This window comes from Afipia sp. GW822-FHT03D08 (assembly GCF_058801645.1).
Genome location: NZ_JBXANK010000001.1, coordinates 1,547,009 through 1,568,655, shown reverse-complemented (window position 1 = coordinate 1,568,655; position 21,647 = coordinate 1,547,009). Strand labels below are relative to the sequence as shown.

At 62.0% G+C, this 21,647-nt stretch carries 20 protein-coding genes and 1 pseudogene; 8 read left to right on the top strand and 13 right to left on the bottom strand.

What is annotated here, in order from left to right:
• Positions 1 to 299 precede the first annotated feature (299 nt).
• Entirely contained in the window at positions 300 to 974 is a 675-nt protein-coding gene (locus AC1RM7_RS07800; protein WP_006021574.1) for a Crp/Fnr family transcriptional regulator, read from the top strand.
• Between the two features lie 8 nt (positions 975 to 982).
• On the opposite strand, the gene AC1RM7_RS07795 is transcribed toward AC1RM7_RS07800, so the two are convergent.
• The 6 genes and pseudogenes from AC1RM7_RS07795 to AC1RM7_RS07770 form a co-directional block, all read right to left on the bottom strand.
• Positions 983 to 1,906: a cation diffusion facilitator family transporter gene (locus AC1RM7_RS07795; RefSeq protein ID WP_024920800.1), complete on the bottom strand. Its 924-nt coding sequence runs from the start codon at positions 1,904 to 1,906 to the stop codon at positions 983 to 985.
• 56 nt (positions 1,907 to 1,962) lie between these two features.
• Positions 1,963 to 2,658 (bottom strand): ABC transporter ATP-binding protein, encoded by a 696-nt coding sequence (locus AC1RM7_RS07790; RefSeq protein ID WP_006021572.1) that lies wholly within the window; start codon positions 2,656 to 2,658, stop codon positions 1,963 to 1,965.
• The gene (locus AC1RM7_RS07785) at positions 2,658 to 3,422 is read right to left on the bottom strand and encodes an ABC transporter ATP-binding protein (protein ID WP_024920799.1); all 765 of its coding nucleotides are present in this window, start codon (positions 3,420 to 3,422) and stop codon (positions 2,658 to 2,660) included. Before AC1RM7_RS07785 ends, AC1RM7_RS07790 begins: the two co-directional genes overlap by 1 nt.
• Positions 3,419 to 3,913: pseudogene (locus AC1RM7_RS07780) on the bottom strand (branched-chain amino acid ABC transporter permease); the annotation flags it as partial. The pseudogene AC1RM7_RS07780 and the gene AC1RM7_RS07785, both read right to left, overlap by 4 nt.
• A gap of 153 nt (positions 3,914 to 4,066) precedes the next feature.
• Complete coding sequence (locus AC1RM7_RS07775) at positions 4,067 to 5,014, bottom strand: branched-chain amino acid ABC transporter permease (protein WP_006021569.1); 948 nt, start codon at positions 5,012 to 5,014, stop codon at positions 4,067 to 4,069.
• 104 nt (positions 5,015 to 5,118) lie between these two features.
• Complete coding sequence (locus AC1RM7_RS07770; protein WP_006021568.1) at positions 5,119 to 6,354, bottom strand: branched-chain amino acid ABC transporter substrate-binding protein; 1,236 nt, start codon at positions 6,352 to 6,354, stop codon at positions 5,119 to 5,121.
• 366 nt (positions 6,355 to 6,720) lie between these two features.
• Here AC1RM7_RS07770 and fcl point away from each other — a divergent pair, with 366 nt between their 5' ends.
• Positions 6,721 to 7,665 (top strand): GDP-L-fucose synthase, encoded by a 945-nt coding sequence (gene fcl, locus AC1RM7_RS07765; RefSeq protein ID WP_024920797.1) that lies wholly within the window; start codon positions 6,721 to 6,723, stop codon positions 7,663 to 7,665.
• Between the two features lie 27 nt (positions 7,666 to 7,692).
• Here the strand turns inward: fcl and AC1RM7_RS07760 are convergent, their stop codons facing one another.
• Positions 7,693 to 7,980, bottom strand: coding sequence for a DUF3551 domain-containing protein (locus AC1RM7_RS07760; RefSeq protein ID WP_081758757.1), 288 nt, complete (start codon positions 7,978 to 7,980; stop codon positions 7,693 to 7,695).
• 86 nt (positions 7,981 to 8,066) lie between these two features.
• On the opposite strand from AC1RM7_RS07760, the gene AC1RM7_RS07755 reads away from it, so the two are divergent.
• Entirely contained in the window at positions 8,067 to 8,486 is a 420-nt protein-coding gene (locus AC1RM7_RS07755) for a DUF1810 domain-containing protein (RefSeq protein WP_024920796.1), read from the top strand.
• Between the two features lie 26 nt (positions 8,487 to 8,512).
• A complete protein-coding gene (locus AC1RM7_RS07750) occupies positions 8,513 to 8,962 on the top strand; it encodes a secondary thiamine-phosphate synthase enzyme YjbQ (RefSeq protein WP_024920795.1) in 450 nt (149 codons plus the stop codon).
• Positions 8,963 to 9,097: 135 nt separating this feature from the next.
• Here the strand turns inward: AC1RM7_RS07750 and AC1RM7_RS07745 are convergent, their stop codons facing one another.
• Positions 9,098 to 11,563 (bottom strand): CaiB/BaiF CoA-transferase family protein, encoded by a 2,466-nt coding sequence (locus AC1RM7_RS07745; protein ID WP_024920794.1) that lies wholly within the window; start codon positions 11,561 to 11,563, stop codon positions 9,098 to 9,100.
• A gap of 180 nt (positions 11,564 to 11,743) precedes the next feature.
• Positions 11,744 to 12,592 (bottom strand): uroporphyrinogen-III synthase, encoded by an 849-nt coding sequence (locus tag AC1RM7_RS07740; protein WP_024920793.1) that lies wholly within the window; start codon positions 12,590 to 12,592, stop codon positions 11,744 to 11,746.
• A gap of 333 nt (positions 12,593 to 12,925) precedes the next feature.
• Here AC1RM7_RS07740 and purU point away from each other — a divergent pair, with 333 nt between their 5' ends.
• Complete coding sequence (purU, locus tag AC1RM7_RS07735; RefSeq protein ID WP_024920792.1) at positions 12,926 to 13,789, top strand: formyltetrahydrofolate deformylase; 864 nt, start codon at positions 12,926 to 12,928, stop codon at positions 13,787 to 13,789.
• Positions 13,790 to 13,792: 3 nt separating this feature from the next.
• Here purU and AC1RM7_RS07730 read toward each other — a convergent pair whose 3' ends face one another.
• Positions 13,793 to 14,251 carry a baeRF12 domain-containing protein gene (locus AC1RM7_RS07730; RefSeq protein ID WP_024920791.1) on the bottom strand — a complete coding sequence of 153 codons (459 nt, stop codon included), beginning with the start codon at positions 14,249 to 14,251 and terminating at the stop codon, positions 13,793 to 13,795.
• A 185-nt stretch (positions 14,252 to 14,436) separates the two neighbouring features.
• On the opposite strand from AC1RM7_RS07730, the gene AC1RM7_RS07725 reads away from it, so the two are divergent.
• Both AC1RM7_RS07725 and AC1RM7_RS07720 read left to right on the top strand, forming a co-directional pair.
• On the top strand, positions 14,437 to 15,555 hold the full coding sequence (locus AC1RM7_RS07725; RefSeq protein ID WP_024920790.1) for a cobalamin-independent methionine synthase II family protein: 1,119 nt from the start codon (positions 14,437 to 14,439) through the stop codon (positions 15,553 to 15,555).
• A 177-nt stretch (positions 15,556 to 15,732) separates the two neighbouring features.
• The gene (locus AC1RM7_RS07720) at positions 15,733 to 17,679 is read left to right on the top strand and encodes an AI-2E family transporter (protein ID WP_051472521.1); all 1,947 of its coding nucleotides are present in this window, start codon (positions 15,733 to 15,735) and stop codon (positions 17,677 to 17,679) included.
• Positions 17,680 to 17,706: 27 nt separating this feature from the next.
• Here the strand turns inward: AC1RM7_RS07720 and AC1RM7_RS07715 are convergent, their stop codons facing one another.
• The 3 genes from AC1RM7_RS07715 to AC1RM7_RS07705 form a co-directional block, all read right to left on the bottom strand.
• Entirely contained in the window at positions 17,707 to 18,939 is a 1,233-nt protein-coding gene (locus AC1RM7_RS07715; protein WP_024920788.1) for an HlyD family secretion protein, read from the bottom strand.
• Positions 18,932 to 19,393, bottom strand: coding sequence for a hypothetical protein (locus AC1RM7_RS07710; RefSeq protein ID WP_024920787.1), 462 nt, complete (start codon positions 19,391 to 19,393; stop codon positions 18,932 to 18,934). Before AC1RM7_RS07710 ends, AC1RM7_RS07715 begins: the two co-directional genes overlap by 8 nt.
• A gap of 183 nt (positions 19,394 to 19,576) precedes the next feature.
• Complete coding sequence (locus AC1RM7_RS07705; protein WP_024920786.1) at positions 19,577 to 19,984, bottom strand: META domain-containing protein; 408 nt, start codon at positions 19,982 to 19,984, stop codon at positions 19,577 to 19,579.
• 200 nt (positions 19,985 to 20,184) lie between these two features.
• On the opposite strand from AC1RM7_RS07705, the gene AC1RM7_RS07700 reads away from it, so the two are divergent.
• Positions 20,185 to 21,528: a hypothetical protein gene (locus AC1RM7_RS07700; protein ID WP_006021554.1), complete on the top strand. Its 1,344-nt coding sequence runs from the start codon at positions 20,185 to 20,187 to the stop codon at positions 21,526 to 21,528.
• The last annotated feature ends 119 nt before the right edge of the window (positions 21,529 to 21,647 follow it).

Genomic DNA, 21,647 nt, shown 5'->3' with positions numbered 1-21,647 from the left:
TGCGAATGTCAGAACCAAAGGACCACTAGCAAATCCAACCTTCCAGTGGAGTTTTGGATTTGACATTCGCTTGAGAGTGCGCTGCTGGCGGTCCGCGAATGTCAAATCCACTCCACTGGGATGTTTTGCGCCGCCAGAACTGGATCACGAGGCGCATTTGCCGTAGCCGTCCTTACGGCAATCCGTGACATTGAAATGTCTTGTGCCTGACAATTCATTGGGCAATTTCGCTGCGTGCGCGGTATACCAAAAGACGGATTACTGCGTCGCAACATGACGCGAGGAGCGATCGGGACAGCATGGTTTCTGCGGAATACCTCAAGCGCATTGCGGTCTGGTCGCGCGGCCTGAATGAGCGGGAAATCGAAGTCGCTCGCGCCGGCGTGATCGAGAAGACGTTCGGGGCGAACGAATTCATCTGCATGCGCGGCGATCATTTCGAATACTGGATGGGCGTGGTCACCGGGCTGGTGCGGATCGGAACCGGGTCGCGTGACGGCAAGGCCGTCAGTTTCACCGGCATGACCAACGGCGCGTGGTTCGGCGAGGGGACCGTCCTGAAGAACGAGGCGAGGCGTTATGACGCGGTGGCCCTGCGCGATACGCGCCTGGCGCTGATGGACCGCGCGACCTTCTTCTGGCTGTTCGAGAACAGCGTGGCCTTCAATCGCTTCCTGGTCGGGTTATTGAATGAGCGCCTCGGCCAGTTCATGGGTCTGGTCGAATATGGCCGGATGCTGGATGCGAAAGCCCGTCTGGCGCGCTCCATCGCTTCGCTGTTCAATCCGATCCTGTATCCGGACCACTCGCGCCATCTCGACATCACGCAGGAAGAACTCGGCGCGATTTCCGGCATCTCGCGGCAGAACGCCAACCAGTGCCTCAAGACGCTGGAGAAAGAAGGTCTGCTGCGGCTCGAATACGGCGGAGTCACCGTGGTCGATCTGGAAAAACTGCGCGGGTATGGAGAGTAGGCGCGGACCTACTCAGCCCATCCCAGATCAGTCGTGAACACGATGGACAGCCAGCGGTCCGGCGTGTCGTTGCCGATGGCCTCGCCAATCTCGTCGCGGATCTTGTCCCATTCCTCGAGCCGCTTTGGCGGCAAGCCAACAGGAACGATGAAATAGAGCTCGATCTGCCGGCCGCGGCCGACCCGCGCAACATAAGCGCGGTATGACAGGAATTGATAGCGCAGCACGATTTGCTTGGCGATGGCCTCGACGTGCTGCATGAGATCGGGCGGCGTGACCAGCAGGGCGTCGGCCAGCGCCTGACGCACCGTGCCGATCGGGATTGGAATCACGATCAGGCAGACGATCGCCAGCGCGGCAGGATCGATGTAGGGCGACAGCCATTTCAGGCTGGTGCCCTGAATCATGTAGCCGAAGATGAAGGCAACGAGCAGCGCGGCGGTCAGCGCCGCCGACATCATCCATGCCTTGGCGTCCAGCGCCACGAAATTGGATTTGATGGTCCGGTTGGCCCGCGCATCGAAGACCGCCATGCCGACCGCGGCGAGGGTGATTACCACCGCGTAGATGATCGCCTGGTCGAAGGCGAGTTCACGCCCGCCCGTCAGCAGGCTGCCGATGGCGTTGATCAGCGCATAGATCGCCGCGCCTATCAGCAGAATGCCGTTCAGACCGAGGACCATCGGCTCCAGATGCCAGAAGCCCATGGTGAACTGTTCGATGAGCCGGGATTTGGAGCCGCCTTCCCGTGTCGATGCCGCGATCAGGTTGGCGACCAGCAGGGCGAGGATGGTCATGACAGCGTCGATCAGCGCATAGACGCCGTCGAAAACAATGGCGTAGGAGCCTGACAGAAGGCCGAACAGAATTCCCATCCCTGCGAGAGCCAGGGTCACGGCGATCGACAGGCGCAGAACACTTTGTTCGGTCATGCGAACGCATCCGGCACTACCGCGACGTCAAGGTCTCCATCGCGGAGCGGAGGGTATCACACTTCCAGCCATTCCTTGCGGACGGCCTGGTTGGCCTTGAGCTCGGCCGGGGTGCCCTCGAACACGATCCGTCCATGGCCCATCACATAGAGCCGGTGGGAGATCCGCATGGCGATGGACAGCTTCTGCTCGACGAGAAGGATCGCCACGCCGCGCTTGGCGATTTCCGCGATCAGGTCGCCGACCTGCTGCACGATCAGCGGCGCCAGCCCTTCGGTCGGCTCGTCGATCATGATGAGTTCGGGATCGCCCATCAGCGTCCGGCAGATGGTCAGCATCTGCTTTTCGCCGCCGGACAGCACGCCTGCGGCCGTATCGGCGCGCGCCTTGAGGTTCGGGAACATCTCAAGCATGTCCTCGAGCTTCCACTTGCCCGGACGCTTGGTGTCCTTGATCCCGAGCAGCAGGTTCTGCCGCACGGTGAGGCCGGGGAAGATGTCGCGATGCTCCGGCACGTAGCCGAGCCCGAGATGCGCGATCTTGTAGTTCGGCAGACCGGCGATGTCCTGGCCCTTGAACTTGATGGTGCCGTGCGGCGGCACTTCGCCCATGATCGCCTTGACCGTGGTCGAGCGCCCGACGCCGTTGCGCCCGAGCAGGCTGACGACCTCGCCGGCACCGATATGCATATCGACGCCCTGAAGGATGTGGCTTTTGCCGTAATAGGCGTGCAGATCCTGGACTTCCAACATCACGCAGCTTCCTCGCCCAGATAGGCTTCCTTGACCTTCGGACTGTTACGGATTTCCTCAGGCGTTCCGGATGCGATGATATGGCCGTAGACCAGCACCGAGATGCGGTCGGCGAGGCCGAACACCACGCTCATGTCGTGCTCGACGATCAGAAGGGTCTTGCCGACGGTGAGGCGGCGGATCAGATCCACCGCACGCTCGGTCTCGGCATGGCTCATGCCCGCGGTCGGCTCGTCCAGCAGGATGACATCGGCGCCGCCCGCGATCGTGATGCCGATTTCCAGCGCGCGCTGTTCCGCATAGGTCAGAAGACCGGCCGGGATGTCGCGCCGCGAGGTGAGGCTGATGTCTTCCAGAATCTGCGCGGTGCGCTCGCGCACTTCCGGCAGCTTGTCGACGCTTTTCCAGAACGCGTATTTGTGTCCCGTGGCCCACAGCACGGCGCAGCGCAGGTTCTCCCACACCGTCATGTTGGCGAAGACGTTGGTGACCTGGAAGCTGCGCGACAGCCCGCGGCGGTTGATCTGGTAGGGCGGCAGGCCCGAGATGGTTTCGCCGCGCATCAGGACATCGCCGCTGGTCGGGGCCATGTAGCCGCTGATGAGATTGAACGTGGTCGATTTGCCGGCTCCGTTCGGGCCGATCAGGGCATGGCGTTCGCCCTGCGCCACTTTCAGATTGAGGTCGCGGATCACCTTGGTGATGCCGAAGCTCTTCTGAACGTCGCGGATTTCGATGGCGTTGGGCTTCACGTCCGAGGTCATGCTGCCAACTCCTTCGCACGTGCTACGGTCAGCGCCTCATCCCAGGCCACGGCGACCCGCTTCCATGTCATCCGCGAGACGAAGAAGCCGCCGACGATCAGGATCACCGACGTGGCCCATGTCAGCGGGCTTGCGGCATTGAACGGAATGCCGAACGCCTTGATGTTCGGATCATCCATCGGATTCATCGTGTAGTGCACGATACATTCGATCCCGAGCATCAGTCCGATCATCAGCGCAAGCGTGGGGACCAGCGCCACGGCATAGGACGGCAGCACGCTGCCGAGCGTGCCGCCCCTGATGAGCGGGCGATGCATCATCAAAAGGCCGGTGATGCCGCCGGGCGCGTACATCACCACCGCGATGAAGAACAGGCCGAAGTAGAGCTGCCACACCGTCGTCAGGTCGCTCAGGCCGAGAGAGAGAATCGTGACGAAGATCGCGCCGACGATCGGGCCGATGAAGAACCCGATGCCGCCGATATAGGCCGATGCCGATCAGGCTGAACGTCGTCAGGGCGCCGCCCGAGCCGAAGACCTTGGGCAGCACAAGCAGAAAGATCGCGACAGCGGCCCAGAGCCCATAGAACTTGAGATTGTCGGCAGCGGTCGGTGGCGGCGGCGCGGCGCGTGAAGTGATGATGCTCATGTTTCACGCGTCCCCAAAAGACCCATCGGACGGAGCGCGAGGATCAGCACCAGCAGCACATAGGGCATGATCGGCGCGATCTGCGCCACAGTGACGTTCCAGATGTCAGCCAGCCATGTTGATGCATAGGCAGGGCTGAGCGGACCGAACACTTCCGACAGCGATCCGTTCATCGAGACCGCGAAGGTCTGCACGAAGCCGATCAGAAGCGAGGCGATGAATGCGCCCGGCAGCGAGCCGAGCCCGCCGACCACCACGACCACGAACAGGATGGGTCCGAGAAGACCGGCCATGTTCGACTGGGTGACCAGCGCGGGGCCTGCGATGACGCCGGCGACTGCGGCGAGCGCGGTGCCGACGCCGAACACCATCATGAAGATGCGTCCGACATTGTGGCCGAGATGGCCGACCATGTGCGGATGGGTGAGGGCGGCCTGAACGATCATGCCGACCCGCGTCCGCTTCAGCACGACCAGCAGCGCGATGAAGATGGCGATCGACACCAGCAGCATGAACATCTTGTAGGCGGGGTAGTTGGTCGAGAAGATCGTGAAGGCCGGGAAATCGAGCAGCGGCGGCACGCGGAAATCGACCGGGCTCTTGCCCCAGATGATCTGCACCACTTCCTCGATCGCGAATGCCAGGCCGAAGGTGAACAGCAGTTCGGCGACATGGCCGTTGCGGTGAACCTGGCGCAGGCCGTAGCGCTCAACGCCCGCGCCGATGATGCCCGCGAGGATCGGGGCGATCAGCAGGGCAGGCCAGAACCCGAACCACCGGCTGATCTGAAATCCGAAGAATGCGCCGAGCATATAGAAGCTTGCGTGCGCGAAGTTCAGCACGCCGAGCATGCTGAAGATGACCGTCAGGCCGCTGGCCATCAGGAACAGCAGCATCCCGAACAGGACGCTGTTCAACGTGGATATGACGATAAGCTCGAGCACGACCCCAGCACTCCCCCCGGATACATGAAGGTCCCGTGTTCACCCCGGCAGGCGCCGGGGCGAACACAACTAGTTGGCGAAAGAAGCCAGCTTGCAGTGACCTCTTATGGGCGGGTCATCTTGCAGGTGGTCGGCAGGATGGTCTTGTCGGTATCGATCTTGGCGACACCCTTCCAGCCCCAGCCGGTCTTCTCTTCGTCGAACGGCTCCTTGTTCTTCAACTCGCCGAACTGGGCGACGTACATCGGCTGGAAGAACTGGTGATCGTCCTTGCGCATGACGCCCTTGCCGCCGGTGAAGACCTCGAATTCCAGGCCTTCGAGGGCCGCAGCGACCTTCACGGGCTCAAGCGATTTGGCCTTCTCGGCAGCCGCCGCGAACATCCGCATTTCGTTCGCTGCGCGCGGATACCAGAAGGTCTGGCCAGCGTACTTGGCGCGGAACGCCTTCTCGAACTCGATCGATTCCTTGTGGTCGATGTTGGCGTAGCCTTCGACGATCGTGAACACCTGATCGTTGAGGTTGCCCTGCTTGATCGCGGTCGGGCCACCGGCGCCGCCTGCGTAGTAGGTGTACCAGCCAACCTTGAGGCCCGCGTCAGCCGCGGCCTTCAGCAGCAGTGCGAAGTCCTGGCCCCAGTTGCCGGTGATCACGGTGTCGGCGCCTGACGCCTTGATCTTCGCAATGTAAGGCGCGAAGTCGGTGATCTTCAGCAGGGGGTGCTTTTCGTCGCCGACGATCTCGATGTCAGGACGCTTTTCTTTCAGCATCGCACGCGCCGTGGTGCGCACGGATTCGCCGAACGAATAATCCTGATTGATGAGATACAGCTTCTTGATGGAGGGAACGCCCTTCATGTAGTTGGTGAGGGCTTCCATCTTGATGTCGGAATTCGCGTCCCAGCGGAAGTGCGCAAAGCTGCACTTGTCGTTGGTGAGGATGGGGTCCACCGCGGCGTAGTTGAAGTAGAGCACTTCCTTGCCGGGGTTGCGTTCGTTGTACTTGGTGACGAAGTCACTCAGCGCGCCGGCCACGGAAGAGCCGTTGCCCTGGGTGAGGTAACGCACGCCGGAGTCGATGGCCTTCTGGGCCTGGATCAAGCTTTCCTGCGGGTTGGTCTTGTTGTCGAGCGGAACGATTTCGACCTTCTTGCCGAGGATGCCGCCCTTGGCGTTCAGTTCATCGGCCAGATACTGAAAGGTCTTGAGGCCGACTTCGCCGACGCTGGCGCCGCCGCCCGAGAGCGGGTCGATATAGCCGATTTTTACAGTCTCCTGCGCCATCGCCGCTCCGCCCAGCATGGGAAGCGCGACTGCCGCAGCCATCATCATTTTACGCATTTTCATCTCCCTGAATTCTCTTTGAGAACGGCCTGTTTGATGGACGGCCAAGATCTTGATCGCAGGATTTTGATCTGGTGCCGTCCGCGGCCATTTCGTGGAACGGATTGTGGTCCAAGGGCCCGCAGGCCGCAAGCCCCGGTCTTGGGCAGGATGGGGAATGCTTAATTTGCCGGTCCCGGCGCGCGTGTGATAAAGCCCCCGAAACCATCCGTCCGGCGTCCGCGACCAACATGTGCACGATCGCGCTCGGTGACAGTTGTATTTTCCGCCGAACTGCTTTTTGGTAATTCGGGCAGCCGGGATTTTGTATGCCAGCATTGATGAAAGAGTTGCGGCCGGCCGGGTCGCGTTTTGGGGTTGCCGATGGCCGCGTTGCCGTTTGATCTGAAGGGCAAGCGCGTCTTTGTGGCAGGCCATCGGGGGATGGTCGGTGGCGCCCTGGTGCGCCGGCTTGCGCGCGAGAATGTCGAAATCCTCATCGCTTCGCGCAGTGAACTCGATCTGCTCGATCAGGCCGCCGTCAACAGGTGGTTCGCGGCGATGCGCCCGCAGGTTGTATTGCACGCCGCCGCGAAGGTCGGCGGCATCGTCGCCAACAACACCCTGCGCGCCGAGTTCATCTACGAGAACCTCCTGATCGCGACCAACGTCATCCATGCGGCGCATGTGCAGGGCGTCGAGAAGCTGCTGTTTCTCGGCTCTTCCTGCATCTATCCGAAACTGGCGCCGCAGCCGCTGCGCGAGGATTCGCTGCTGACCGATACGCTGGAGCCGACCAACGAGCCGTATGCGATCGCCAAGATCGCCGGCGTCAAGATGGCGGAGGCCTATCGCAGCCAGTACGGCAGCGACTTCATCAGCATCATGCCGACCAATCTTTATGGTCCCGGCGACAACTATCATCCCGAATACAGTCACGTTGTCGCAGCGCTGATCCGCCGCTTTCACGAAGCGAAGGAAACCGGCGCGGCGGAGGTCGTGGTGTGGGGCACCGGCACCCCGCGGCGCGAGTTTCTCTATGTCGACGACATGGCCGACGCGTCGATCCATCTGATGAAAAATTATTCCGAGAGCGGTCTCATCAATGTCGGCTCGGGAGAAGATATTTCCATCGCCGATTTCGCGCACGTCGTCGCCCGGACCGTCGGTTATACCGGCAAGATCGTGTTCGATACGTCGAAGCCGGACGGAACGCCGCGCAAGCTGCTCGACGTGAGCAAGCTTGCCAATTTCGGCTGGCGCGCCACGACCTCGCTCGACGAGGGCATGAAGCGCGCCTATGCCGCGTTCCTCAAGGAACAGCGGTAACGCTGTGACGGCGAAAGCTTTCCGGACCTACCGCGATGACGGTGCGGGGTTCTTGCGCATCTGTCTGGCGTTTGCCGAGCGCGGGTTTCGATAACATTCGGCAAAGACCGCAGCGCCCGATTGCTTGCACTCACTATAGGACGCAAACAGGCACTCGCCCGGACGGCTAACGTCCCCCTTTGTCCGGATGCAGAAGGCCTTATCATTGGCTGACGCAGTTGATGGCGACGTCGCGCCGACAAGTGGCGAGGCGAGGCCGGCTGCGGGGATCGCGAGACCGCCGAGGGCGACCAGGACCGTGGAGATGCGCTTCATGGGAACCTCCCGTGCTGTTCAGGAATAACCCCTCCGGCCAGGTCCAGGTTCCGCAATCCCTGGCGCATCCGGCACGGGAATAGCCGATGAACGATGATTTCGATCTTGAGCGGTTCATGGCGGCGCAGGCGCCGGTATATCCGCGCGTGGTATCGGAGCTGCGTGCTGGCCGGAAACAAAGCCACTGGATGTGGTTCATCTTCCCGCAGATCGAAGGTCTCGGATTCAGCGCGATGGCGCAGAAATATGCGGTTCGCTCTCGCGCAGAAGCGGTGGCGTATCTGGAGCATCCGGTGCTCGGTCCGCGGCTGCGCGAATGCACGCGGCTGGTGAACACCGTTGTGGGAAAAGATATCCACGCGATTTTGGGTTCGCCCGACGACATGAAGTTCAAATCGTCGATGACGCTGTTCGCCAACGTGACGCCCGACAACACAGATTTCGTCACGGCCCTGCAAAAATACTACGATGGCGAATTCGATGAGGCGACAATCGCGCGGCTGTGAACATCCATGAAGCAAAGAAAACAGGCATGAAGCAAACACCAGTTCTCTCAACCGGCGTCGAGACCATCGCCAGCGCGGTGCTGACCGTGCCGACGAAGGGCGAGGGCTTCATCGACATCACGGCGCAGGTCGCCCAGTTCCTGCAGCAGACCGGCGGCACGACGGGAGCCATCAGCCTGTTCATTCGGCATACGTCTGCATCCCTGACCATTCAGGAGAATGCCGATCCCGATGTGCTGGCGGATCTGCTTACATCGCTGCGGCGGCTCGCGCCCGCCGATGGCGGCTGGCGTCACACCGTCGAGGGCCCGGACGACATGCCCGCGCATATCAAGACCATGCTGACCTCGGTCAGCCTGCAAATCCCGGTACTCGACGGCGCACTGGCGCTCGGCACCTGGCAGGCGATCTATCTGATCGAACACCGCGCGCGGCCGCACAGCCGCGAGGTGGTGATGCAGTTTATGGGAAGCTAGAGAGTATCATCACGGTCATTCCGGGGCGCTCGCACTTGCGAGCGAGCCCGGAATCCCGAAGTTGCTTCCGATGAACTCTTCTGGATTCCGGATCAGTCCGCTGCGCGTCCTGTCCGGAATGACGCGCTTGAGGAATTAACTCGCCGCACTCGCGGTCTTGCCGTCGTTCTTTTTTGTCTTCGGTTTCGGCAAGGTCGCCTCGGTGCCGATGATCTCGCTGCGCTCCAGCTCGGCGATCTCGGCATCGCTAAGTCCCAGCACCTCGCGCAGCACCTCGTGATTGTGCTGGCCGAGCGTCGGCGCCACGTTCACGATGGCGTAGGGCAACTCGCTGTCGCCCTCGCGATAGGCGACCGACGGCAACAGGTGCGGACCCATGAAGGGCCGGTCGCTCGGCTGCCAGTGGCCGGTCTTGAGCAGATGCGGATCGCTGGCGAGATCCTGCGGCAGCTTGGCGATGCCCGCGGGAATGCCGGCCTTCTGCAATGTCACCATCGCGATATCGGGGCGCACGTCGGCGAGCCAGTGCCGGATCGCGACCTCGATGGAATCTTCGTGTTCGCGCCGGCCTTCGACAGTCGCGAGCCTGGAATCGCCCGCCAGATCCGCGCGCCGCATCACGCCGCACAGCGCTTTCCACTCGTCATCGCTGCGCACCGCGATCGTGATCCACTGATCGATGCCGAGCGTGGGAAAACATCCGTTCGGCACATATTGCGGATGGCGGTTGCCGATACGCGGGCTCGTCGCGCCGGTCGCGGACTGTTCAAGAATCGACGGAGCGACCATCGGCAGCATGCACTCGACCTGGCTCAGATCGATGTGCTGGCCTTCGCCGGTTGTCCGCTGCTGCATGAAGCCCAGCAGCAGCGCAGCGGCAGCATTCAGGCCGCCGATGGGATCGCCGATCGCCGCATGCAGCATGACCGGCGGATCGTCCGGGCCACCGGTGACCGATGGCAAACCTGATGCCTGTTCGAGTGTCGAGCCATAGGCGCGCACGCCGCTCCACTTTCCCGTCATGCCGAAGGCGGGCATGGTCACGACCACAAGACGCGGATTGATCTTGAGAATGTCTTCGACACCAAGGCCAAGGCGCGGCATCACATCGGCGGCGTAATTGTCGATCACTGCATCGGCGTCCTTCATCAGGCGCTTGAGCAACGAGAGACCGGCTTCGGTGGTCAGGTCCAGCGTGATGCCGCGCTTGTTGCGGTTGTTCATCTGGAACCAGTAGGTCTTCTCGTAGGTCCGCTCCTCATGATAGGGCGGGCGCGTGTCGGTGCCGCGGAACCAGTCCGGATACTGGCAGGACTCCACTTTAATAATGTCCGCGCCGAGATCGCCCATCTGGCGCGTCGCGGTCGGCCCGGCCCAGCCCATGGTGAGATCGATGATGCGCAGGCCCTTCAGCGGCAGCGCATCCTGTGGTGTCGCGGCGCGCGTCGCCTTGCGCCGATGCGCGGGCAGGGCGGCCTTGTCGTCCGCCCCGGCCAGCGGCGCGCGGCCATTGGGTTTCGGCCGTGAGCGTGTCAGATATTGCGGAAGCACCGGGCCCTCGAACGACGCCGTGCCGATCTCGACCGCCCCGAATGCGCCGCGCACGCGATACACATCCTGTTCGAGCAGTTCCTTCATGTCGGGCACCACCGCGAGCGGAAGCCGAAGCTCGATGCCCATCTCGAACCACTCGAGCGCGGTCTTCTTCAGCAGCGCCGGCGTGATGATTGCTTTCAGCTCGTCCGCATGCATGAAGCGGCCGATGGTCGCCGAATATTTCGGATCGGCGCCAAGCTCGGGCATGTCGAGCATGGTGCAGAATCCGACCCACTGCGCGGGCGTGACCACGGTGACGCCGAGCCAGCCATGCTTGGTGACGAAGTTGCCGGACGGATAGCCGCGGCCGAACCGGTTGATGCCGGCGCGCGGACGCGTGAAGCCTGACTCAAGCGCAAGTCCGGTGTCGAACTCGCTGATGTGAAGCATGGCTTCGAGATTATTGACGGCGAAGCGGCGCGCGCCATGTCCGTAGCCGTAAAGCCCGGCGAGGGTTGGAATGAACGCGGTCAGTCCGCCGACCACGCCGATCTGTCCGTCGCGCGGCAGCACGGGCGGGCCCTCGACCGGGCCGACCAGCTTCACCAGCCCAGCGAGGCTGCGGCACACGGAATCGGTGGCGAGATAATTGCGATAGGGGCCGTGTTCGCCGAACCATGAGATCGCGGTGATCGCGAGTCCGGGATCGGCCTTGCGCAGGCGGTCGTGCGAGATCAGCGATGCCTTGATCTCGTCGGGATGCCGCGCGTCGAGCAGCAGATCGGCGCCGGCGAGCAGGTCGAGAATCCGGCTCGCACCGTCGGCCGTTTCAGGATCGGCGATGATACTTTTCTTGTTGGTGTTCAGCCACGCGAAGGTGAGGCTCTCGCGCCTGCCTTCGCCCACGTCTGCCAGCGGCGGAATGCGGCGGCCCGGATCGCCGCCCTGCGGCTCGATCTTGATGACCTCCGCGCCGAAATCCGCGAACAGCTTGCCGCAATAGCCGAGCGTATCGCCCGATCCGAGTTCAACGATGCGGAGGGAGGAGAGGGGGAGAGAGGACATTTGATCCCTGTCTTTTATTGGCTTTGTTTTTTTGCAGGGTGCCTGATCTTGGTGAAAAGCTCAATCGGAGGTTTTGTTGTCATTGCGAGCGAAGCGAAGCAATCCACTCCTGAGAGAGAAGCTGGATTGCTTCGTCGCTCTCGCTCCTCGCAATGACGCGCCTGCATCAGAGTTTTCGGATTATCCGTTGTTCTTCGCCGCCCGCGGCGGCGCCTTGTTGAGTTCAAGCGCCATCGCGCTGATCAGCGGCTTCATGAAGAACGACTCATTGGCGGGATAGATGTCGGTGTCCAAGCCGTAGGCTTTCAGCTCATCCGACACCACGGGGCCGACCGACGCCACCGGTGTCTGCGCAAGACCAGCGCGCAATCTGTCCTCGCATCCATGCGCGCGCGCCACGTCGATCAGCCGGCGCACCTGACCCGAACTCGTGAGCGCGATGGCATCGACGCGGCGCTCCGCCATCTCGCCAATGGCTTCGACGATGTTGGTGTCGGCGGCCTGTGCGTCATAGATGTAGGGCAGCACGGTTTCGACGGTCGCGCCGTATGAGGTGATCGCGCTGATCAGCTTGCTGTGATCCTTGTCCGGATAAAGCTGAAGCCCGACGCGGTGGCCCTTCAGGTCCTGCTGCGCCAGCATGGCGGCGACGCCTTCCGACGTCGGCGTCTCGGTCTGCAGATTCGCTTCAAGGCCGATCTCGCGCAGCGCACGAACCGGCTTCGGGCCGCGCGCATATCGTTTCGATTTCGCAATGGCCGCGATGAAATCCTGATCGACGCCGATGCGCTTCGCGACCTTCATCATGCGGCGCAGGCCTTCGCCGGTCATCAGCACCAGATCGTCGAATGGTTTGGCGATGAACAGCCTGATCCAGGCCTCGACCGGGGCAGGGTCCGGCGCGTCATGAATGGTGAACATCGGGCATTGCAGCACGTCGGCGCCCTGTTCCTGCAGCAGCCGCGAAAACTGCGCTTCCTCACGCGTTTCCAGAATCAGGATGCGGTAACCTTCAAGCCTGCCGGGCATGGATGTCTTTCAGAAATGTCCTGTGATGGGTCAATTTAGGCCGCTCCGTCATCGGGTGAAAGGCTGTTTTGCCGCGATATATCACCGTCGTCCCGGCGAAGGCCGGGACCCATACTCCCTGAGCGGTCAGTTTTTGTACGATTGGCTGGGACAATCGTCCTTCGACATCACCGCGTCCTGTGGTTATGGGTCCCCGCTTTCGCGGGGACGACATCGAATGTGTGGCGCGATTCCTGTTCTGCCGCGATCACCACCATTGGCCAAAGTTCGGCGCGGGTGCTAGAGGAGGGGCCACGTTCCACCCTCCAGACCGTGTTTCCCAAGATTCATCCCATGTCCGCACAGCAATTCGTCCTGACCCTGTCCTGCCCGGACCGTCCCGGCATCGTGTCGGCGGTCTCCACCTTCCTGTTCGCCAACGGGCAGAACATTCTCGACGCCCAGCAATACAGCGACACCGAGACCGGCAGGTTCTTCATGCGGGTGAGCTTCGATTCGCCTGCCGCGAAGGCCGATCTGCCGACGCTTCAGGCCGGGTTCGGCGTAATGGCGAAGCCATTCGACATGGTCTGGCAGTTGCGCGACCGCGCCGTGCAGCAGCGTGTGATGCTGATGGTGTCGAAGTTCGATCACTGCCTTGCCGACATTCTCTATCGCTGGCGGCGCGGCGAACTGCCGATGACCCCGACCGCGATCGTCTCGAACCATCCGCTGGAAACCTATGCCGGGCTCGATTTCGCAGGCATCCCGTTTCATCATTTGCCGGTGACGCGCGCGACCAAGGACGAGCAGGAAGGCGCGGTCTGGAAAATCATCCAGGACACCAAGACCGATCTCGTGGTGCTTGCGCGCTACATGCAGGTGCTGTCGGAGGATTTCGCGGGCAAGCTGTCGGGCCGCTGCATCAACATTCACCACTCGTTCCTGCCGGGGTTCAAGGGCGCCAAGCCCTACCATCAGGCGCATGAGCGCGGGGTCAAATTGATCGGCGCAACCGCGCATTACGTCACCAGCGATCTCGACGAAGGCCCGATCATCGAACAGGATATCGAGCGCATCAGCCACCGCGACTCGCCGGAAGACCTTGTCCGCAAGGGCGCGGACATCGAGCGCCGCGTGCTCGCCCGCGCGATCCGCTATCACCTTGAAGACCGCGTGATCCTCAACGGGCGCAAGACCGTGGTGTTCACGGACTGATTGCTATGCCGCCGTCAGGTGCCGCTCGATGTCTGCGAGCGGATGGCTGGTCAGATCCTTGTCGATTTCGGCGATGATGCGGGCTCTCACATGGGCGTCGAGTGCGCGGCGCAAATCCGCAAGTGCGCGCGGCGGGGCAACGATGACGAAGCCCGGGATGTCGCGATCTCGCGCCAGAGCCTCCAGCGCGTCCGCGATGGTTCGGGCAAATCGCTGCTCCCCGATCTCATGCCAGTCGGTCTGTTCGACCGAGCTGCGGCTGCTGCCGACGCTCTGGAAGCTGCGCCCCGGCGGGCCCGATCCCTGGTCGCGCGTCGGCGGATTGTCGTTCTGAAAAACCTGCTCGGTTTTCAGACGGGGCTCGGCTCCGTTGCCTTCGTTGCGCAGGAAAAGGGCTTTGCGGCCATCGCCCACAATGACGTACGCGTTGTGGGGAATGCGAAGGAAGTCGGATTTGGTCATGTGGAAGTCTCCCATGCCTCGGAAACCAACCATTCCGTCCGGGTTTCGTTCCTGCGGGCCGTCCCCGCGGTATCATCGGAATGGAGGGGGCTGGCCGCAATGCGGAAAAGTTGCTCGGTCTTGCTAACCCGATTGTGGTAGTGAGCGCTGCAAAAAGAGGCGCATGAGTCGACCCGGAGAACATGATGCAAAGGCCGAAGCCGCCGTTTCGCGCTGACCATGTCGGCAGCCTGCTGCGGCCGCAACGGGTCAAGGATGCGCGCGCACGGTTCGCCCGCGGCGAGATCACGGCCGCCGAATTGCAGCGCGTCGAGTCGCTCGAAATCGGCAAGATCGTCCAGAAGCAGAAGCAGAGCGGTCTGCGGCTCGCGACCGACGGCGAGCTTCGCCGCTCGTGGTGGCATTTCGATTTTCTGAAGCACCTTGCCGGCTGCGAGCTTCACAAGACCGATGGCATCCAGTTCAACGGGATGACGACGCGCGGCGAAAGCATCCGCGTCACCGGCAAGCTCGATTTCCCGGCCAGCCATCCGATGATCGGGCATTTCAAGCTGCTCAAGGACAAGTGCGATCTCGCCGGCATTATGCCGAAGATGACGATTCCATCGCCGTCGCTGCTGCATTATCGCGGCGGCCGGAGCGCAATTTCGCAGGAGGCCTATCCGCAGATCGATGACTTCTTCATCGACCTGGCTAAAACCTATCGCAAGGCCGTGCAGGCGTTCTACGACGCGGGCTGCCGCTATCTGCAATTCGACGACACGGTGTGGGGCTATCTCTGCTCCGAGGACCAGCGGGCAAAGCTGCGCGGGCGCGGCGAGGACCCCGATGCGCTCCCGGCGGTCTATGCGCGCGTCATCAACTACGCGATTGCCGAGCGCCCCGCCGACATGACCATCACCACGCATGTCTGCCGCGGCAATTTCCGCTCGACCTGGATTTCATCCGGCGGTTACGAGCCGGTGGCCGAAACGCTGCTGTCGCGCGTCAACTACGACGGCTATTTCCTCGAATACGATACCGACCGCGCGGGCGGATTCGAGCCGCTGCGCTTCCTGCCGAAGGGCAACAAGATCGTCGTGCTCGGTCTTGTCACGTCGAAGACCGGCGCGCTGGAGACCAGGAGCGACATCCGGCAGCGCGTGATGGAGGCGGCGAAGCTTGTCCCGCTCGAGCAGCTTGCGCTTTCGCCGCAATGCGGCTTCGCCTCGACGGAAGAGGGCAATATCCTCACCGAGGACGAGCAGTGGGCGAAACTGCGCCTGGTCGCCGATGTCGCGACCGAGGTGTGGGGCACATCCTGACGGGCGGGGCCCTTGAGGCATTAACGCCGTTATAAGGACTGTCCGCACGACGCCCCCCGGAAGACGGCGCACTCTGGGCCGTCACACCACACGTCCAGCCCGCTGTCCCGGAACGTTTTCGGCCGCGCGCCGTTGACCTGCGGGCAGATGCGCCGCTTGCGGCAAGGGAACATGATATTGAACATCGCTGACAGGATTGTGCGGCCGGACGTGACTCCAGCGCCGCGGGGGCCGGGCGTCTCCTCCGCGATTATTGCCGCGCTCATCATCACCGGTCTCTACGTGGGCCGCGAAATCTTCGTCCCCATTGCGCTTGCCATTCTCCTTAGCTTTGTTTTGACGCCGCTGGTGGAGCGCCTCGAGAGCTGGCGCGTGCCGCGCAGCGCAGCGGTGCCCATCGTCGTGGTCGCAGCCTTTCTCGCGATCTTCGCTCTGGGGAGCGTGATCGCTTCGCAGCTCACGCAACTGGCCGAAGGCTTGCCGGGCTATCAGCAGACCATGCAGCGTAAGATTTCATCGCTGCGCAGCGTCACCTCGGTGGGTCCGCTGGAGCGCGCAGCGGGCGTCTTGCAGGATCTCGGCAAGGAATTGAACAGGCCCGAGGCCGATAGCGTCGAAACTCCACGCCCGGTCCCGCAGCCGGATCAAACGAAGCCCATTCCGGTCGAGGTGCGGACGCCGCCGCCAACCGCGCTTGAAAACATTGCATCGCTGATCTCGCCATTGCTGCACCCGTTGGCGACGGTTGGCGTGGTCGTGATCTTCGTCGTGTTCATTCTGTTTCAGCGTGAGGATCTGCGAAATCGCTTGATCAAACTTGCCGGGGCGAATGATCTGCAGGCCGCAACGTCCGCCATTAGCGATGCCACAGGCCGCCTCAGCCGCCTGTTTTTGTCGCAACTCGGATTGAACACGGTCTTCGGCATCGTGATCGGGCTAGGTCTTTCCATTATCGGCGTGCCTAGCGCCATTCTCTGGGGCATTCTTGCCGGCATCATGCGCTTCGTGCCGTATATCGGTGCATTCGTGGCGGCCTTCTTTCCCCTCACGCTCGCGATCGCCGTCGATCCCGGCTGGTCGATGCTGGTATGGACTGTCGGGCTGATCATCATCACCGACGTGCTGGTTGGTCATGTCATCGAGCCGATGCTGTTCGGCCGCAGCAGCGGCCTCTCGCCCTTTGCGGTGGTGGTATCGGCAACATTCTGGACCGCGCTGTGGGGGCCGATTGGTCTCGTGCTGGCGACGCCGATGACGGTATGCCTCGTGGTGCTGGGTCACCATGTGGAAAGCCTGAAGTTTTTCGACATCTTGCTGGGAGATCGGCCGGCACTCTCGCCTCCTGAGATTTTCTACCAGCGCATGCTCGCCGACGATCCGGGCGAAGCCGTCGAGAAGGCCGAGGAATATCTGAAGGAACGCACGCTCTCGGAATACTACGAGGAGGTCGCGCTGAAGGGTCTGAAACTCGCTCAGAAGGATCTGAAGCGGGATCGACTGCCGGCCGCCCGCCTTACTGAAATTCGCGACAGCGTCATCGAATTGATCGACGATCTGGCCGACGAGCGCGATGACGCGCGCGAGGGCAATACGGTTGATGCGGAAGCCGAAGCCGCGATCGAGGCATCGGTGCCCATGCCCGAATTGCCCTTTGTGATCCGCGAAGGTCTCCCCGCCGCATGGCAGGCGGAGCATCCTGTGCTGTGCGTCGCCGAGCGCACGGACCTCGACGAAGCTGCCGCGCGGATACTCACGCAAATCCTGTCGAAACACGGGCTTGGCGCGCGCGTGGCAAAAAAGGAAGACATCTCAAGCAGCGGAATTTTCCGCCTCGATGGCGAAGGCGTCGCGCTTGTCTGTATCTCTGCGCTGGATGATGGAAGTCCGTCCTATACGCGCCATGTCGTGCGCAAGCTGCGGCGCAAGATGCCCGAAGCCAGGATCCTCGTCTGCTACTGGATGGCCGAGAACTCCGCCATAACGAAGGATACCGTTCAGGCCGATGCGATCGCCACGAGTCTCAGCACGGCCGCGAAGTATTGCCTCGACCTCGCGCAGCCGCGGAGCAAAACGGACGAAGAGGGTGCTGCGCCGCGCGATGTCGGTCTTCGCGTTGCCGGCTGAGAGCAACGCAGGCTTCGTGTTGAAGGTTCAGTGTCCGCTCAGTACCAGCGTCTTGACCGGCAGCAGCAGCGCCTGAATCCGCAGCAGCATCGCATGCACGATGCCGACCGCATCGACCGCGTGGAGCCAGATGCGCAGGCCCGAACTGGTGGTCTTGGCGTCGATCAGGTCGTGGTTGCTGGTGTAGGCGTTGGCGATGCAACTGCTGCCCGGCGTCACGCCATCAAGGCCGCCTTTGTAGATCGGCTCCATCAGGACCAGAATTGAACCCGGACGCAGCGTCTGCTGGGCTTCGAGCAGGAGTTCGCCGCCACGGAACTGGCCGGCGGCGATGTAATCCTGCACGCTCGTAATCACCATCGGGATGATGGCCCATGGTTTTGAAATGCAGGTCGCTTCCGCCACCATGCCGACTTTCATCACCTGGGCTTCGATCTGTCCAAATCCGGCAGCAAGAGCTTGCCGTCCTGCGCCCTCGGGAATGAGGATACCGGCCGAGCGGATCATCGGATTGACGAGGTCACCCGGCCGCAACAGGAACTGCTCGACACGCCCGTCCACGCCGGCCCGTATGCTGGTCTTGTCGAGGTCGACCTGTGCCTGGGCGAGAGCGGCTTCCGCGCTGTCCCGCTCCGCCGGCAACAATGTTGTGGTGCGGATCACGGCGGATTGCTTTGCTGCCGTCACGGCGTCGAGCGTGCCCTGTCGCCCCGTCACCACCACTTCGAGCTTTTCGATATCGCGCTGCGGGACGATGCCGGGATTGCGCCGTTGCAGTTCGCGCTTGACCTCGAGTTCATCGGTGGCCTGCTGCAGCGAACTTTTCGCTTCCTGAATCTGGGCGTCGGCTTTCACCACCTCCGATTGCGCGGCGACCATCTGCGCATCGACCTCGGCGATCTTGCGCTGTGCGGTTTTCACCGCGGCTTCCTGCTTTGAACTGTCCAGTCTGAAGATGACGTCGCCCTTCTTGACCGGCGCGCTGAAATCGACGTTGACCTCCGCGACGCGCCCGATTGTCTCGGGAACGAGCGGGACCGTCCTGTAGTACAGGGTGGCGCTGGTGGTGGACGGATGGAAATAGAAAATGACGGTGATGAGCGAGACCGTCAGCATCACGCATGCGGTGATGCCCCATCGCAGTTCGTACCAGACGGAGAACAGCGTGATCTCCTTGCCGATCCGCTTGCCCTGCGCATAGCGCCGATAAAGATAATCGGGAAGGATCGTCAGAATGGAGCAGAGGATCAGCTCAAGCATGGTGCGACTCCACACGCTTGGCTGCTGCGTCCCTGGCTTTGCCGGGTGCGTCCGGGGCAGCGCCGTGAGCTGTCACTTCGTTCAGCGGTTCGGATGGATCGGGGTCCGGCGGAATACCAGCCATTTTCTGGACGGAGCCCGCGATGCTGCGCAGCGGCGTACTGAAATCGGGCAGGTCGACCAGCGCAAGAAGCAGGGCGATCACCCAGAACAGGTGATTGTGGGTGAACAGCGCAAGCAGGCAGAGCACGGCCACGATCTCGAACTGCAGCTTCTGCGATTTGTGCGCCATCCGCTCGGGGAGCGAATGTATTTTCAGGTAGATGTTGCCGACGAACAGGACCGAGGCGAGCAAAATGATTCCGACCACGACCATAAGAATGTCGGTGTCACCGGGAGCGGTGATGAAGCCGGGGAGGTGATGGGGCGCCGCAGGGTGAAGTGACTCGCTCAAGGCAGTCTCCTCTCGCGACCATTGTGGTCAACACATGCAGACATGGATCGTAACTATCGGCATGCCGAAGTTCCATCCTTGCACAGGGATGGAACTTGGCAAGGCCAAAGTGACTGATGTTGATCTGAGTCATGGTCGAGGGAAGAGGCTTTTGGTTGAGGCGGCGCAACGCAGGCCGTTGCGCTAGTCCATCCTGGTGAGGCGCATCAGGTCGAAGCCCTGGCCATCGAGCAGCAGAAGTTTCCGCTGCGCCTGATCGATGCGCCACGTTCTGACTTTCTCAAGCGTGCTGTGGAATTTCGCTTCCTGTCTCATCACCGCGGCCGAGCACGCCATGCGCGTCGAGGCCATCGGCAGAAACTTGATCGTGTTGCCGCTGACCGTCACTGAGCCCGCATAACGGTTGCAGCCACCCATGCCGGTGACGATGCCGTCGTCGCGAATCTCCAGTGTCGTTTGCAGCCGGTCGATCACGCCGCCGCCATCGATGTCTTCCGCCAGCCACTTGCCTGTCGGTGTTGCAGGGTCGGCGGCCGCACCACAGGCGAGCACACAGACAAGAAGCGCGGACGCAGCGAGTTTCTGCAACATGGATATCGGCCCTGGAATGATGGGATTTATGTTCCGCGAGGACAGGTATCCCCGTTCGGGTGGGCGCGGATAGGGCTGATTTAAAGGCGGTGATTTTCCGGAATGGCGGTTTCAATCGTGGGCAGATGATGGTAGGAGACTCGGTACGAATTCGTTCTGCCCACAAATTCTGGCCCACCCGAACGCTGCCCACCGGTCTGATGAAAAACGACCAGCTCCTGGCTCAGATCTCCGAATACTGCCGTCAGGCAGGTATGGCGGAATCGACGTTCGGCCGCCGCGCGGTGAACGACGGCAAGCTGGTGCACCGGCTGCGCGAGGGCAAGCGCATCACCGTCGACACACTGGAGCGGATTAGAGCTTTTCTTGGGGACGGCGTGCCGGTCGTGAGCGTGCCGGAACCGCCGATCGAGAAGCGCGATCCCACCGGCAATTTCCGGTTTTTCGAGAATCGGCAGAAATATCTGCTGTTCGTCCACACCTGCTCGGAAAAGCGGGTGATCGCCGATCGCGTGGCGCTGGAGTTGGGGAGCATCCATCCCAGGCCGCCCGCATTGCGTGTTTTCGACGCAGGGGTGGGCGACGGGACAGTGCTGGCGCGGGTGATGCGCGCGATGCACAGCCGGTTTCCGAACATGCCGTTCTATATCGCCGGCAAGGAAATCAGCCTTGAGGACGTGCGGCTTACCCTGAACAAGGTGCCGGACCGCCTGTTCGAGCATCCGGCAACAGTGTTCGTTCTGACCAACATGAATTACGCCGAGGCGCCGTGGCTGGCGCCGAAATCGCCGACCGCTGCGGCGGCGATGATCTGGCGCGAGGTCGCGCTGCGCGGCTCCTCGTCCGGCGAATTCGAGACGCAGATCGCGGATTTGCAGCCGTTTCTGGAAGAAAACTGGCGCGCCAGCGTCAGCGCCCGTTCGGGCATGCCGGTCTATGAGCGGCCGATCGCGCTTGTGATTTACCGCGAGGATCACCGGTTCCTGCTGGATGCGATGATTCCGCGGGCAGGGCGGGTGGAGGCCAATTTCGATCTGGTGATCGCCTCGCAGCCTTACCGGGCGAGATCGTCGCTGAACTTCCGCGCCAAGAAGATTGTTGCGCCATTGGCCCGCGCGCTGCGCGCCGGCGGACGGCTGATCGGGATTCACTCCTACGGTCACGATCCCGGCATGGAAATTGTGCAGTCGGTGTGGCCGGGAGAAAACCCTTTCGCGGTCAGCCGCCATGAGTTACTGCGCGCCGTGAAATACGAGCTGGGATCGGCCGGCCGCGATCTCAACTTTAACGCTTACGCGGATAACCGCTCTATTTTCCGGTACGATATGGAAGCGCTGCCCAACGAGGTAACAGGGCCCATCGGGACCTCGACGGCCTTTGCAGCATGGAATGCGGCGGTGTATGTCGCTCAGGTCGAAGACGACCGCCTGGACGAAGTCACGCAGAGCGGCCGTTATCTCGACGCCACCAGGGACGTGCTGCGCAAGCATAACGGTCTCTGGTTCTACGACGAATCCTACGTCATCTCCCGGCGTCGCGATTGAAAGAGTTCATGGTGTTTTCAAAAACGGAGCGGTGATCGTTCGCGTCATGAAAGCACGTCAAGTGAAGATGGAGCCCTGGTTCTGAAACCGGGGTTCTGAAAATTCAAAACGGGCCGACC